This is a genomic window from Longicatena sp., assembly GCF_982403165.1.
This window is the reverse complement of the sequence record NZ_CEVYEL010000063.1, coordinates 1-13774: the sequence shown is the minus strand read 5'-3', so window position 1 is coordinate 13774 and position 13774 is coordinate 1. Positions and strand designations below refer to the sequence as shown.

The window sequence follows — 13774 nt, the reverse complement described above, 5'->3', positions numbered from 1 at the left end:
AATCAAAGCAACCGATATAACTGCATGACAGACATATATATTATAAGGAAGAGATTTTCTTATGCCCCTATATATTATAAGGAAGAGTTTTTGCTCTAAATTGCTCTATATAATATAAGGAAGACTTTTGCAAGAGAAGGTCCTATATATTATAAGGAAGAGAAATATGAAAAAAGGGCGTGCAAAAATAATCGCTATATAATATAAGGATAGGGAAAAGCCATAATAAAAAGTACTCAACTTGTATCCAAATGATGAAGATACCTCGTTTCAATTGGATAAATATGATAACGAAGTTTTGGAAAAGGTTAAAAAAATAAGATTTAATAAAACTTTCTACACTGCATATTATAAAAATAGAACATCCAATTATAGAATAATATTCCATGATTAGATTATCATGTTGAATAAAAAAGTAAGGGTAAGCACAAAATCATAAAAAAGTTTAAATTTCCATAAAAAAGGCTTGCACCTTAGCCTATTTCTGCTATAATGCTCATGATAAGTGGTGAAAGCATGAAAAAACACGTTACGTTAAAGCAGACACATCTGGGTACAAAGCAGAAAAACATTTTATTTAAAGGCTATTTAGAACTGTTGCCAGAGCAAGACAACATTTCTTTTCATTATATAGAGAGTGATCAAACAACCGTGGTGGAAGTGCGTGCAGAACAAGATAGTTTTTATCTAAAACGCAGTGGCGAAATGATAACTGAATTATGCTTTCGGGAGAATGAAAAAACAAGAGGAACGATCCGTTCGGAATATGGAACCATAGAACTTACATTATTTACGCATAAATATATTCAAAAGGATAATATTATCGCTGTAGAATATGATGTCATGGTGAATGGGGAAGTGAGCGACAGTTTTCGTTTCTTATGTACGATGAAGGAGGTTATGGCATGAATCAGATTGAAACAAACTTAAAGAAGGCGTTAGCAGATGCTGCTAAAAAAGCGTTTGATACAGAAGTGGAAATTGAAAAGATCGTAATTGAAATCCCTAAAGACAAAAGCCATGGTGATTATTCTACAAACCTGGCCATGCAACTGACAAGATTATTGAAAAACAATCCACGTGTCATTGCGGAAGCGTTGCAGCAAAACCTGGATATGGAAGCAGCTGCTATTGAACATTGCGAAATAGCCGGGCCGGGGTTTTTAAACTTCAAAATTAAAAATACATCTCTTGCACAGATTATTAAAACCGTATTGGCGCAAGGAGATAACTTTGGACATAACGAAACAGGAAATCATGAACGCGTAAATGTAGAATATGTTTCAGCGAACCCAACGGGTGATTTACACCTTGGTCATGCTCGTGGTGCTGCATGGGGTGACAGTATTACACGTTTAATGAAAGCAAGTGGTTATGATGTGACACGTGAGTATTATGTGAATGATGCCGGTAATCAGATTGTCAACTTGGGAAAATCGTTGCAGGCACGTTACCGTGAATACTTAGGTCTTCCATTTGTATTACCGGAAGATGGTTACCATGGCGAGGATGTTAGAAAGATTGCCGTTAAACTTGCGCAAACATATGGTCAGACGTATGCAGAAGAAAATGACGAAAATTTGAAGTTCTTTAAAGAAAAAGGCATCGCGTTTGAATTAGATAAGATTAAGTGCGATCTGGATAATTTCCGCGTTCATTTTGATGTTTGGAGCAGTGAACAAAAGATCAGAGATGATGGAAAAGTAGAAAAAGCCTTAGAAGTGTTGCATGAAAAAGGGCTGACCTATGAAGAAGAAGGTGCGCTTTGGTTTAAAACAACACAGTTTGGTGATGATAAAGATCGTGTTTTACGTAAAACTGACGGTTCTTATACATATCTGGTACCTGATATTGCATATCATAAGGATAAGTTAGACCGTGGTTTTGACTTACTTGTTGATTTGCTGGGGGCTGATCATCATGGCTATATCCCAAGATTAAAGGCTAGTATTCAGGCGTTAGGAAACGATCCTGAAAAATTGCAGGTAGATATCATCCAGATGGTTCGGCTTGTAGAAAACGGTGAAGAAGTGAAAATGAGTAAACGTTTAGGGAATGCGGTAACCATACGTGAACTCTGTGATGAGGTAGGCGTTGATGCTGTCCGTTATTTCTTTGTACAACGTGCCGTTGATACGCATCTGGATTTTGACCTTGGTCTGGCAAGAAAACAAAGCAATGACAATCCAGTATACTATGCACAGTATGCACATGCGAGAATATGCTCTATTTTACGTCAGGCACCTGATTTTAAGGAAGCAACAAACTATGATTTGCTGACGCATGAAAAAGAAATTTCATTGATGAAATATATCAATGAATTCACAAATGTCGTAAGTGATGCCGCTAAAACAAGAGCGCCACATAAAGTATGTAACTATATACAGAAACTGGCCCAGCATTTCCATAGTTTCTATAATGCATGTAAAGTTATTGACCCTGAGCATGAAGCGTTGTCCGCACAACGTCTGGCTCTTTTAAAAGCTACACGAATCACATTAAAAAATGCACTGTTTCTGATTGGTGTTGATGCCATTGAAAAAATGTAGGAGGAAAAGCGTTTACTATGAAAAAAGCAATGATTGATATAGCCTTCGATCTCATGAAAACTAAGAAAAAGGCTGTTACATTTTTAAAAATATGGGAGGAAGTCTGCCAGATTGCCGGTTTTACAAAACAACAAGAAGAGGATAATATCGCACAGTTCTACAGTGATTTGTCTCTTGACGATCGTTTTGTATGCGTAGGTGAAAACCGCTGGGATCTGCGTGAGCGTCACACATATCATGAAGTTGTTGTAGATACAGAAGAAATTCTGATTGACGAAGAAAGTGATGAAGAATTTGAACATGAAGCTGTGGCTGAGAAAACAGCGGATGAAGAATACTAAGCATGGGGTACCATGCTTTCTTTTGATATTATAGGCATTTTCAAAATTATATGGCAGAAAAGCTTTTCAAAAAGATAAAAATGAAGTAGAATAAGAGTGTAAAATTGACAAGGAGGAATTTAAAATGGCATTAGTTTCTGCAACAGAAATGCTTAACAAAGCACATGAAGGTCATTATGCTGTTGGTGCATTTAACATCAACAACATGGAATGGACGAAAGCAATCTTATTGGCAGCTGAGGAAGCAAAATCCCCAGTTATGTTAGGAGTATCTGAAGGTGCTGCTAAATACATGTGCGGATTTAAAACCGTAGTCGCTATGGTAAAAGAAATCCACGACAATTTGGGAATTACAGTTCCAGTTGCTCTGCACTTGGATCATGGTTCTTACGATGGTGCGAAAGCATGTATCGAAGCTGGTTTCACTTCAGTAATGTTTGATGGTTCTCATTATGCATTTGAAGAAAACTTAGAAAAATCAAAAGAAATGATCGAACTGGCTCATTCAAAAGGTTTATCTATTGAATGTGAAGTTGGTGGCATCGGTGGTGAAGAAGACGGTGTTACTTCCATGGGTGAATTAGCTGATCCTCAGGAATGTAAGACAATTGCTGAATTAGGCGTTGATTTCTTGGCTGCTGGTATCGGTAATATCCATGGTAAATATCCTGCAAATTGGGCTGGATTGAACTTTGAACGTCTGGGCGAAATCCAGAATGTTACAAATGGTAAGCCATTAGTATTACACGGTGGTTCAGGTATCCCTGCAGATCAGATCGCAAAAGCTATCTCTTTAGGTGTATCTAAGATTAACGTTAACACAGAATTACAGTTGGTTTTCGCAGCTGCAACTCGTGAATACATCGAAGCTGGTAAAGACACAGAAGGTAAAGGTTATGACCCTCGTAAATTGTTAAAACCAGGTGCTGATGCAATCAAAGCAAAAGTTATTGCTATGATGGAAGAATTTGGTTCTGCTGGTAAAGCTGAATAATATACAAATCAGAAAATGAAAAACACATCCTTTAAAGTGATGTGTTTTTATATGGTTGATTATGCAGATGGTAGATACTGTATAAGGGAAGATAACATAATAAGGCACCGCCAAAATTCAGAATGAAATCATCAATATCCATCGTACCGGTTAAGGTGAAAAACTGTGTTACTTCAACTGCGATTATGATACATGCTATACAGGGAAGATAACATCTAGCTTTCTTCATACATGGAAATAACTTTGGTAAAAAGAAGGAAAAAGGCATAAATGCAATGAAATTACCAAATAAATTGATAATAGCGATTTGATTGGAAATGGCTGGTATATCGAAAATAATCATCATCTGCTTAATGGTTTTAAAGGGCATAAGATTGGTTCCGTTTTCCCACTGTATCTGCAAGGCCGTTCCATAATTTCCATCCAACAGATTTACTTTATCGCGCGCAAAATCAGCTGAAAAAAATAACAAATAAGCCAATTGGAAGACATATACTAGAAACAGCAACATCCATATCTGATGTTGTGCATCATGGAGAATATCCTCGTTTTCATGAGTGTGGTAAAATATCCATGGGAGGATTCCCAACACGATGATAGAGCCAGTAATCATCAATATGGCATCGTTGGAAAAAGGTGTTTTAAACAAGAGCAGATATAAGGTATGAATCAGTCCGGCCGGTAAGATGCCGAACAGTAGAAAATCTATTATTTTTTGATGCTTTTGTACCATAAGAGTCCGCTCCTTTCATAGGACTTTATCATATAAGATTTTATGCGATGTTGCAAGATAAGAAACCTTAAACTTTTCTTAAAGCATATACAAATCATGAATCTGTAGTATAATATGCATGTGAGGTTTAAGATAATGAAATTATATACTTGTGAACAATGCCATGCCCCAATAAAACTAAGTATCCTAAAGGGGAATGTGCATATCGTCTGCCCATCTTGCCATCAGAAGTATCAATTGAATACGATGAGTGTTAAAAAATATATGCTCATACCATTCGTATCTGTGGCAATTGCTGTTAGTAGCAGTTTACAGCTCTTACAGGGGAAAACGATTGATGTTAAGTTTATTTATATATTAGGTGTTTCTTTCGTGAGTGCTGCACTCATGGAATGGCTATGTGTAAAAGCAGGTATCCTGCGTTATGAAAAAAGTGAAGAAATTGGGTGAAACTATGCAGAAAGTAAAGAAAAAAATAGGAACCTCAGTTCAGAAATATCGTTATATTGAAAAGAAAGATTTCGGTGACAGACTTCTTTCTTTTATGTTAGATGTGAGTGTAGCTTTATCTCCCATGATGTTATGGAATATTGTCATGCTTGCCGTCTTAGGAAGCTTAATGAGCTTTTCTGGTGTGAAAGTTGTGAATGTGATTGTCGGTGTCATGATGATCGGGTCCATTTTCTTTTTAAATACTATCATTTGTCGTAAAACAGGTGGACAGAGTCTGGGAATGTATTTATATGATTTTCAGCTTATCAGCATCAGTGGAAAGAAAGCGAATATTCGTCAGATGTATATGCGAGATCTTATTGGTTTTGCAATACCATTTGTAGTGTTGATGCTATTCACTAGTATTTTTGGTGTTATGGCATATTGGCTGTTAAATGGCATCGTGGTACTAGCGGACAAAAAACATCGCTCCTTAATTGATTTTCTGACACGTACCTGTGTGGTTAAAATCGTAGGTTCTACTTTTATAGCAGAGTCAGTAAAAGAAACGGTAAAACAACCATCGATTAGTGAAGCAGCTGCTCAGAAAACCGTTTCTATAAATAGCGTTGATTTGCATATTCATTCCAATTTCAGTATTGGTGCTGACTATAATATCGAAGAAATTTTTCAGAGCGCAAAACGTCAAGGACTTAAAACCATTTCGATCACAGATCTAAATACAACAAAATCAAATGCCATCGCTTTACGAATGAGTGAATTGTATGGAATACGTTATGTGAATGGTGTGGAAATTTTAGCCGATCTGCATGGGCATACAGTACATGTGCTTGGTTATTTTGTAGATTATCAAAATGAATTGTATAGAACGATTGAAAATGATGCTTTATTGGCGGAAAAACGTGCTAGTATACAGCGTGTGCGTCTATTTGAACAATATCTTGGAAAGCAAATCCATGTAGATGATTTGTTGGAAAATAACCGTTTTCAACAGATATCCGGTGAAATGATTGCACGTCATGTTTTAAATCATCCGCGTTTTCAAGACTGTGAGATAATAAAACCCTATTTATTAGGGAAAATGAAAAATCCTTATCACCAGTTAGCAACTGATTATTTTGCGCAAGGGAAACCATGTCATGTAAACGCAAAACATCCATCTTTACAGGACGTCTTAGATGTAATTTCCTTAAGTAATGGTATTGCCATCCTGGCAAATCCATATCCTTTATTTGAAAAAGATGAAAATCTCCTGATACTTGCATTACAGATGGGGATAGAAGGTTTGGAAGTATTCCGTCCAGATTATAAACGCAAAGAAATGGCAACGTTAATGCAATTGGCGAAAGATCGAAAATTGCTGATTACTTGTGGAAGTGATTTTTATAAAGAAGGTACGGGCAGAACAATTGGAGAGTGTCATTGTCCAAAAGAAGCAGAGCCACTCATCGATATGTTGCTTTACGCGAAAGAGTAAGAAGAGAGTAATCTCTTCTTTTTCATAAGATTTGTTTAGATGAGGCGATAGAAAGGAAAATCGAGGACTTTACATCTCATTATCAAAAAAGGAAGCTTTCAATATTCTTGTAAGGAGCAGTGCCATCTACATAAGCACACAGGTAAGGCTTTTATATCTTCATCTTTTTTCGTGATTTCGTTTTGAAAACCTTGCCAATGGGCAGAATATTCTATATAATGATAACTGATAGAAAGGTAAAGACAGGAAGAGTATTTTTATGAAAGCCTTACAGAGAGTGAATGGCTGGTGAAAATTCACAGGTGAAATAAAAAGAAGATGGCCCTGGAACCGTTTTTCTGAATAGTCAGGAAAAAACGTAGCATCGGCGTTAACGATGTTAAGGTGTACAGCAAGTACATAAATAAAGGTGGTACCACGAACTTTCGTCCTTTGGCGGAAGTTTTTCTTTTATAAGGAGGCGTATGTTATGTGTAAAGAATGTAAAAAAGGTAAATATTATATCACAACTGCAATTACGTATACATCCGGCAGACCACACATTGGGAATACATATGAAATTGTATTAACCGATGCCATTGCCAGATATAAACGTCAGCAAGGCTATGATGTGTTCTTCCAAACCGGAACGGATGAACATGGACAAAAGATTGAAGAAAAGGCAAAAGAAGCCGGTGTAACACCAAAGGAATTCGTAGATAAAGTTGCCGATATCGTACGTAAGAATTTTGATATGATGAATACTTCTTATGATTATTTTGTACGTACAACGGATGAAGGACATGAACGTCAAGTACAGAAAATCTTCAAAAAACTGTATGAACAAGGCGATATCTATAAAGGAAAATATGAAGGCATGTATTGTACTCCATGTGAATCTTTCTGGACCGAGAGTCAATTGATTGATGGAAAATGTCCGGATTGTGGCAGACCTGTACAAAAGGCAACAGAAGAAGCTTACTTCTTCAATTTGCAAAAATATGCACCTAAGCTAATCAAGCATATTGAGGAACATCCGGAATTCATTCAGCCAGAATCTCGTAAGAATGAAATGATCAATAACTTCTTAAAACCGGGATTACAGGATCTATGTGTTTCCCGTACATCTTTTAAATGGGGTATACCGGTAGACTTTGATCCAGATCATGTTGTGTATGTTTGGATTGATGCATTGAGTAACTATATCACTTCTCTGGGCTATGATGCTGATGGTAATCATGGCGAAAACTATAAGAAATATTGGCCGGCAGATGTGCATATCATAGGTAAGGATATTCTTCGTTTCCATACGATATATTGGCCAATCATGCTGATGGCCTTAGGGGAACCACTGCCAAAACAGGTGTTCGGTCATCCTTGGCTGTTGGTTGGCGATGGCAAGATGTCAAAATCAAAAGGCAATGCCATTTATGCGGATGAATTGGTCCACTATTTTGGTGTGGATGCGGTACGTTATTTCGTATTGCATGAGATGCCATTTGCACAGGATGGAACTATTACCTGGGATTTGATGGTAGAACGAATAAATTCTGATTTAGCAAATGTCTTGGGAAATCTGGTAAACCGTACGATTTCTATGCAGAATAAATATTTTAATGGTGTGATTTCTAATCCATTAGAACGCGAGGATATTGATAAGGAACTAATGGACTTAGCGTTGGATACACCAAAACGAGTAGCTAAGAAAATGGAAACATTGCATGTCGGTGATGCCATTGAAGAAATCTTTACTTTATTAAAGCGTTGCAATAAATATATTGATGAAACAACACCTTGGGTATTAGGTAAAGATGAAAGTAAGAAAGATCGCTTGGCAACTGTATTGTACAACCTATTGGAAAGCATTCGTATTGCCGCTGTCTTACTAAGCAGCTTTATGCCGGAAACTGCTGAAAAAATTCTGGATGAATTAAGTACATCAGAGCGTTCAGCTGAAAGTCTGGAAGAATTCGGTAATTTGGAATGTGGACATACAGTAGATGCGAAACCAGAAATTCTGTTTGCCCGTATCGATGTCAAAGAATTTATGGAAACCTTAGAAAAGGATAAAGCAAAAGAAGCAAAGGAAGCTGCTAAAGCAAGCAAAAAAGCAGAAAAGAAAGAAGCAATTGAACCTTCTGAAATCACTATTGATGATTTCACAAAGATTGAATTAAAGGTAGGTACGATTATTGCGGCAGAAAAACATCCGAAAGCGGATCGTTTGCTTGTTGAACAAATCGATTTGGGAACAGAAACACGTCAGATCGTCAGTGGTATCGCAAAAACATTTGAACCAAAAGATGTCATTGGTAAAAAAGTCGTTGTCGTCAGCAATCTGAAACCGGTGAAATTGCGTGGAGTAGAGAGTCAGGGTATGATTCTTTGCGCAAGCAATGATAAGGATTTAGATATTGTGACAATTTTAAAAGATTTGCCAAATGGAACGAAGGTGAGCTAATTGGATAGCAAGTATGTGATGTTGTCAATGGGAACGGATATCTTATTGATTTTTATCTCCATCTATTTTATTTATCATGGAGTACACACGGATCAAATCGTTTTTTCCGTTATAGCGGCTGTTTTATTGATTATCGCAGTGATTCGTCTGATTATCTTTGCAATTGCTTTTATGAAGCATGGAGATGAATAAGGCTATATGGATGTGAAACAAAAAACCGCATTGTATAGCGCTGCAGTTGTTTTGATGATAGCCGGTGGTGGCTTTCTCTTAAAAGGGCTGTCCTCTAGTAACATCGCATTTCTTTTGATTGGTAGTATTTTATTGGCTATGGGAATTGCCAGATATCTCATGGTGAAAAAACTTATGAAGGAGCATGAAGATTGATCGTCTTTGTGCTTCTTTTTTTATTATTTTTAATTGTTATGGAAAATCTTATTGTGATGTAGAAGGAACAATTATTTCTTACGATAATTTCAATATCTTAGTTTCGCCGTCAAAAAAAATTGATAATTTGTGAATTAGCTAAGTTCCGTTATCACTTTTCATCATCTGTTGTTAGTAAGAAATAGGCTTACAAATGATAATAGCTTAAAGGCGATTGAAGAGAAATATAAAAGAAATACATATCGATCCTTGACAGATATGAAAATATGGTATACTGTATTAGTGTACTAGATACAGTAATACAGTTGGAGGTGAGATGATGTTTCTCATAGATGTACAAAGTAAAACGCCAATATTTGAACAATTAAAAAAACAGATATTGGAATTTATCTCCATTCAGGTCTTGTCACCTAATGACAAGTTACCCTCTGTACGTTCGCTTGCATCACAATTAGGTGTAAATCCCAATACGGTTGCCAAGGCATATCAGGAATTGGAAACACAAGGCTATATTTATACCGTGAAAGGGAAAGGCTGCTTTATCTCAGATAATGATACAGACGCACAGATTCGCTTAGAAAAAATGAAGGAATTTAAAGATAAGGTAAAAGAAATGAAGAAATATCATATTGGGAAAGATGGTCTTTATCAGACAATCAATGAAGTTTATGAGGAGGAATATCATGATTGAAATAAAAGCGTTATCTAAAAATTTTGGTTCTCATATCGTGTTAACAGATGTAAATCTGAACATTCCGGATGGTAGTGTATTTGGTTTGATCGGGCCCAATGGTGCCGGAAAATCTACATTGCTGCGCATATTGTCAGGAATCGTGAAACCGGATGTCGGTGGGGTTTTGTATGATGGAAACAATGTATATGAAAACCCTGAAGTAAAACAAAATATCCTAATGATCAGTGATGATCCACATTATTTCTTCCATGCCAGCATAGCAGATATGAAAGAATTTTATAAAGTATGGTATCCGCAATTCAATGAACGTATTTATCATCAGTTTCTTTCAATCTTTAAATTAGATGAGAAAAAACCGATGGCAGATTTCTCCAAAGGTATGAAGCGACAAGCTTTTATTGCCATTGCGCTTGCGATTGCACCTAAATATTTATTTTTAGATGAAGCCTTTGATGGGTTAGATCCTATTATGCGTCTTACCTTTAAACGAGCTATCATGGAAATGATTGAAGAAAAAGAAATGACCGTGATTATCAGCTCACACAATTTACGAGAGATGGAGGATATTTGTGATAGCTTTGGTATTTTGGAAAATGGGAACATTTCTACCAGTGGTGATTTAGATACAACAAAGGATAATATCCATAAGATTCAACTGGCTTTCCCAAAAGAAAAAGAGAAAGAAGACTTTGCTCAGCTTGATCTGTTATCCATTCATATTCAATCCAAAGTCGTGAATCTTGTCGCAAAAGGCAATATTGATAAGATTCAGAATTATTTAAAAACCATGAATCCATTGATGATGGAAATACTGCCGGTGAATTTAGAAGAAATCTTTATTTATGAAATGGAGAGAAAGGGGTATGGTCTGTATGAATAAGCTCTTTAATCAACAATATTTCAAATATTTATATAAAAGTAATCGACGCCTGCTTATTCTGATCTGGGCAATCTTATTTATTTGTATCTGTTTCTTTACTACCATTTTCACGATAAATGATTTTACTGCTTACAGCGAAGTACAAACATTTGTCACTGCAATGAGTGGGTTCTGTGGTATTAGTATTTCGATGTTTGTGCCAATTTATTTCTTTCGCTTCCTTTATCGGAAACGCAGCTGTGATTTATATTTCGGCTTGCCGATTCGTAAAAAGGAATTATTCTCTACAACCTTTCTCTTTGGCTATCTGGCTATCCTGATCCCGATTGCAGTATACTTTTTATCAACTTCGATCATTGCCAGCCAATTCATGAATGTGTTATCCTCAACAATCTTAATGAACATCAAGGTCATGGGTTTCTTTGCTATCTTCATGTTATGTATACAAGCTATCATTTGCTTTTTGTGTATTCGATGTAACACGATGATGGATGCTTTATTTATTAGTGGAACTTATGTGATTTTACCTTTTATCTTATACATTTCGATGAACATCTTCTTAAAGGAACAGGTAAATGTCATCACACTAGGCTATGGGAACTATATAGAATATATCTTTAATACAGATACTATTTTAACGTTTCTAAGTCTTCCTTATGCGGCATTGCGAAATGTAGCTTACCTTTTTGATTATTCACCAGATTGGTTATCCATCTTTTATTGGATCATCCTCTGTGCGATTGCTCTTTATTTCGCCTATCACTATTTTATCAATCGAAAAGCTGAAGATAGTGAGCAGCGTACAACATTCTGGTTGGGCTATTCATTCATTATTCTTATCGTAACCTTCTGTATGATTCTAGCTGTCCAAACAGCGAGAGGTGTTTCTCTGCTTGTCGGGTTAACGATTATATTCTTTATGTATTTATTCCTTGTTTTCTTTTCAAAAAGGAAAATCGTCTTAAATATAAAAACGATTACTGTCTTTGTCGGTCTGCTTATTGGCAGTGCAGCATTTGGTCAGGCATTCCAATATACACATGGCTTTGGCGTAGTACAAGAATTACCACAGTTGGAAAAAGTAAGTTCGGTAAATATAGAAGTTGTAATGAGCCAAGAAATTAACCATAATAAAACGACTATAAATGGACTTTCCTTAGTAGGTAAGACAAAGAATGAAACGTTAAATAAAAGCATCTATGAGCTGCACAATGATGTGCTAGATGTCTGCACAGATAAGCATGAGGGTGGCTCAACACAAATTACCTTCCTATATACGTATCGTAACGGACGATATATGAGTCGAACTTATAGTATAGGAGATGCTGTAACAAAGGGAATCATCCTACCTAAATTTGATGAATATCATGAAGAGGCTAAGCAAGGTAAGATCAACGCATCCGTAGACTATACGTATACTGTTTCAAATGATGTGATAAATTATTAATGAATTCTGCCATAAGCCTTTCTTATGATGATTATGAAGAGGGGAATGGCTATAAAAATTTAATGTATTTTACCATCTTTTTCGCGAGAAACACTTGCGATTTGAAAAAAGTGTTGCTATAATGGTATAGCACTTACTTTGGACCCACCTGAGGTCTAAGGCGGAAGGAGAGTAAAATTATGAAAAAAGGAATTCACCCAGAATACCACCGTATCATGGTGAAATGTACTTCTTGTGGAGCTGAATTTGAAACAGGTTCAACAGCGAAAGAATTACGTGTTGATACTTGCTCAAACTGTCATCCATTCTTCACTGGTCGTCAGAGATTTGCTGCTGCCCAGGGACGTATCGAGAAGTTTAACAAGAAATACGGACTTAAATAAGAACACACATAAAAAAGAGGGTAACCTCTTTTTTTCTTTCATAGGGAAGCCTAGCCTTTCATAATTGAATGGTATTGAGGCAATTGTTTCCAATCAATAAGCAGATGTTACATATTGAAAAAGTATTTGGGAAATATGATAATTTCTTATGTTTATTTCTACCATTTCCCACATAAATTCGTTATAATAGATACTGTTGTAATGAGGTGAAAAGATATGTATCAACAATATCGTGAAGGGTGGCTGGAAGTCATCAGTGGCTGTATGTTTGCAGGAAAAACAGAAGAATTGATTCGTAGAATCAAGGTGTTGGAATATGCTAAGAAAAAAATAGCTGTTTTTAAACCGAAGATTGATAATCGTTATAGTGAGGAATGCGTTGTATCACATGCCGGAAGCAGTGTAAAAAGCTTTAACATCAGTAAGGCAAGAGAAATTTTTGATTACATAGATGACAGTTATGATGTAATTGCTATTGATGAAGTACAGTTTTTCGATGAAGAAATTGTGCAGATTTGTGACTATTTTGCTGATCGCGGCAAGCGTGTCATGGCGGCTGGATTAGATATGGATTTTCGCGGTGTTCCATTTAGTGTTATGCCGGAATTATTCACGCACGCGGAATTTGTTACGAAACTGACTGCTGTTTGTACAAAGTGTGGAGCACCTGCTACACGGACACAGCGTTTGGTAAATGGTAAGCCTGCAAGTTATGATGATCCTATTATCGTTGTGGGAGCCAGTGAACAATATGAGGCTAGATGTCGTCATTGTCATGAGGTAGAAGGACGACCTCAAATACATGTAGAAATGAAGAAATAAGAAAAGATGAGCGTTTGATTTATTAATTTGATAACGTTCATCTTTTTAAATGTCTTTGTCATTTGACTTTTTTTGTTTTAGATAATTCATGATAAGAAATTTACGTTTTTCACTTGTTTGTGTCGTATATAAAAAGGAAGGAGGTCTAACTAATGGCACATATTGAGTGTGGCG

General features: G+C 36.3%; 15 protein-coding genes and 1 other annotated feature. Of the genes, 14 read left to right on the top strand and 1 reads right to left on the bottom strand.

The genetic code is table 11. The annotated features are described in order from the left end of the window. The first annotated feature begins 516 nt into the window (after nt 1-516). The 4 genes from AC1VS3_RS11230 (at nt 517) to fba (ending at nt 3884) form a co-directional block, all read left to right on the top strand. Nucleotides 517-909 carry a DUF1934 family protein gene (locus AC1VS3_RS11230; RefSeq protein ID WP_017144535.1) on the top strand — a complete coding sequence of 131 codons (393 nt, stop codon included), beginning with the start codon at nt 517-519 and terminating at the stop codon, nt 907-909. Beyond that, nucleotides 906-2549: an arginine--tRNA ligase gene (argS, locus tag AC1VS3_RS11225; protein ID WP_008691214.1), complete on the top strand. Its 1644-nt coding sequence runs from the start codon at nt 906-908 to the stop codon at nt 2547-2549. Before AC1VS3_RS11230 ends, argS begins: the two co-directional genes overlap by 4 nt. Before the next feature lie 17 nt (nt 2550-2566). Beyond that, a complete protein-coding gene (rpoE, locus tag AC1VS3_RS11220) occupies nt 2567-2890 on the top strand; it encodes a DNA-directed RNA polymerase subunit delta (RefSeq protein WP_008691215.1) in 324 nt (107 codons plus the stop codon). Nucleotides 2891-3014: 124 nt separating this feature from the next. Further along, nucleotides 3015-3884, top strand: a complete 870-nt coding sequence (gene fba, locus AC1VS3_RS11215; RefSeq protein WP_008691216.1) for a class II fructose-1,6-bisphosphate aldolase — start codon at nt 3015-3017, stop codon at nt 3882-3884. A 31-nt stretch (nt 3885-3915) separates the two neighbouring features. On the opposite strand, the gene AC1VS3_RS11210 is transcribed toward fba, so the two are convergent. Further along, nucleotides 3916-4617 carry a VanZ family protein gene (locus AC1VS3_RS11210; RefSeq protein WP_008691217.1) on the bottom strand — a complete coding sequence of 234 codons (702 nt, stop codon included), beginning with the start codon at nt 4615-4617 and terminating at the stop codon, nt 3916-3918. Between the two features lie 135 nt (nt 4618-4752). Between AC1VS3_RS11210 and AC1VS3_RS11205 the strand changes: the two genes are divergently transcribed. From AC1VS3_RS11205 to AC1VS3_RS11160, 10 genes are all read left to right on the top strand, one after another. Then, on the top strand, nt 4753-5067 hold the full coding sequence (locus AC1VS3_RS11205) for a hypothetical protein (protein ID WP_008691218.1): 315 nt from the start codon (nt 4753-4755) through the stop codon (nt 5065-5067). Next, nucleotides 5042-6547, top strand: coding sequence for an RDD family protein (locus tag AC1VS3_RS11200; protein ID WP_008691219.1), 1506 nt, complete (start codon nt 5042-5044; stop codon nt 6545-6547). The genes AC1VS3_RS11205 and AC1VS3_RS11200 overlap by 26 nt, the downstream gene beginning before the upstream one ends. Nucleotides 6548-6777: 230 nt before the next feature. After that, nucleotides 6778-6983, top strand: a binding site (T-box leader). Nucleotides 6984-7016: 33 nt separating this feature from the next. Further along, nucleotides 7017-8987: a methionine--tRNA ligase gene (gene metG / locus AC1VS3_RS11195; RefSeq protein WP_008691220.1), complete on the top strand. Its 1971-nt coding sequence runs from the start codon at nt 7017-7019 to the stop codon at nt 8985-8987. After that, a complete protein-coding gene (locus AC1VS3_RS11190) occupies nt 8988-9179 on the top strand; it encodes a hypothetical protein (RefSeq protein WP_008977731.1) in 192 nt (63 codons plus the stop codon). Between the two features lie 6 nt (nt 9180-9185). Beyond that, nucleotides 9186-9374, top strand: coding sequence for a hypothetical protein (locus tag AC1VS3_RS11185; protein WP_008691222.1), 189 nt, complete (start codon nt 9186-9188; stop codon nt 9372-9374). A 319-nt stretch (nt 9375-9693) separates the two neighbouring features. After that, nucleotides 9694-10065 (top strand): GntR family transcriptional regulator, encoded by a 372-nt coding sequence (locus AC1VS3_RS11180; protein WP_008691224.1) that lies wholly within the window; start codon nt 9694-9696, stop codon nt 10063-10065. Beyond that, entirely contained in the window at nt 10058-10948 is an 891-nt protein-coding gene (locus AC1VS3_RS11175; protein ID WP_008691225.1) for an ABC transporter ATP-binding protein, read from the top strand. The genes AC1VS3_RS11180 and AC1VS3_RS11175 overlap by 8 nt, the downstream gene beginning before the upstream one ends. Beyond that, nucleotides 10941-12395 (top strand): ABC transporter permease, encoded by a 1455-nt coding sequence (locus AC1VS3_RS11170; RefSeq protein WP_226897130.1) that lies wholly within the window; start codon nt 10941-10943, stop codon nt 12393-12395. Before AC1VS3_RS11175 ends, AC1VS3_RS11170 begins: the two co-directional genes overlap by 8 nt. A 179-nt stretch (nt 12396-12574) precedes the next feature. Continuing rightward, nucleotides 12575-12778, top strand: coding sequence for a 50S ribosomal protein L31 (gene rpmE, locus AC1VS3_RS11165; RefSeq protein WP_008691228.1), 204 nt, complete (start codon nt 12575-12577; stop codon nt 12776-12778). A gap of 216 nt (nt 12779-12994) precedes the next feature. After that, nucleotides 12995-13600 (top strand): thymidine kinase, encoded by a 606-nt coding sequence (locus AC1VS3_RS11160; protein ID WP_008691231.1) that lies wholly within the window; start codon nt 12995-12997, stop codon nt 13598-13600. Nucleotides 13601-13774 lie beyond the last annotated feature (174 nt).

What these genes read in the sequence shown, in the direction of transcription:
- AC1VS3_RS11170 (WP_226897130.1), top strand. Translation starts at nt 10,941, where the DNA reads ATGAATAAGCTCTTTAATCAACAATATTTCAAATATTTATATAAAAGT.
- AC1VS3_RS11205 (WP_008691218.1), top strand. Translation starts at nt 4,753, where the DNA reads ATGAAATTATATACTTGTGAACAATGCCATGCCCCAATAAAACTAAGT.
- fba (WP_008691216.1), top strand. Translation starts at nt 3,015, where the DNA reads ATGGCATTAGTTTCTGCAACAGAAATGCTTAACAAAGCACATGAAGGT.
- AC1VS3_RS11160 (WP_008691231.1), top strand. Translation starts at nt 12,995, where the DNA reads ATGTATCAACAATATCGTGAAGGGTGGCTGGAAGTCATCAGTGGCTGT.
- AC1VS3_RS11210 (WP_008691217.1), bottom strand. Translation starts at nt 4,617, where the DNA reads ATGGTACAAAAGCATCAAAAAATAATAGATTTTCTACTGTTCGGCATC.
- AC1VS3_RS11180 (WP_008691224.1), top strand. Translation starts at nt 9,694, where the DNA reads ATGTTTCTCATAGATGTACAAAGTAAAACGCCAATATTTGAACAATTA.
- AC1VS3_RS11230 (WP_017144535.1), top strand. Translation starts at nt 517, where the DNA reads ATGAAAAAACACGTTACGTTAAAGCAGACACATCTGGGTACAAAGCAG.
- rpmE (WP_008691228.1), top strand. Translation starts at nt 12,575, where the DNA reads ATGAAAAAAGGAATTCACCCAGAATACCACCGTATCATGGTGAAATGT.
- rpoE (WP_008691215.1), top strand. Translation starts at nt 2,567, where the DNA reads ATGAAAAAAGCAATGATTGATATAGCCTTCGATCTCATGAAAACTAAG.
- argS (WP_008691214.1), top strand. Translation starts at nt 906, where the DNA reads ATGAATCAGATTGAAACAAACTTAAAGAAGGCGTTAGCAGATGCTGCT.
- metG (WP_008691220.1), top strand. Translation starts at nt 7,017, where the DNA reads ATGTGTAAAGAATGTAAAAAAGGTAAATATTATATCACAACTGCAATT.
- AC1VS3_RS11200 (WP_008691219.1), top strand. Translation starts at nt 5,042, where the DNA reads ATGAAAAAAGTGAAGAAATTGGGTGAAACTATGCAGAAAGTAAAGAAA.
- AC1VS3_RS11185 (WP_008691222.1), top strand. Translation starts at nt 9,186, where the DNA reads ATGGATGTGAAACAAAAAACCGCATTGTATAGCGCTGCAGTTGTTTTG.
- AC1VS3_RS11175 (WP_008691225.1), top strand. Translation starts at nt 10,058, where the DNA reads ATGATTGAAATAAAAGCGTTATCTAAAAATTTTGGTTCTCATATCGTG.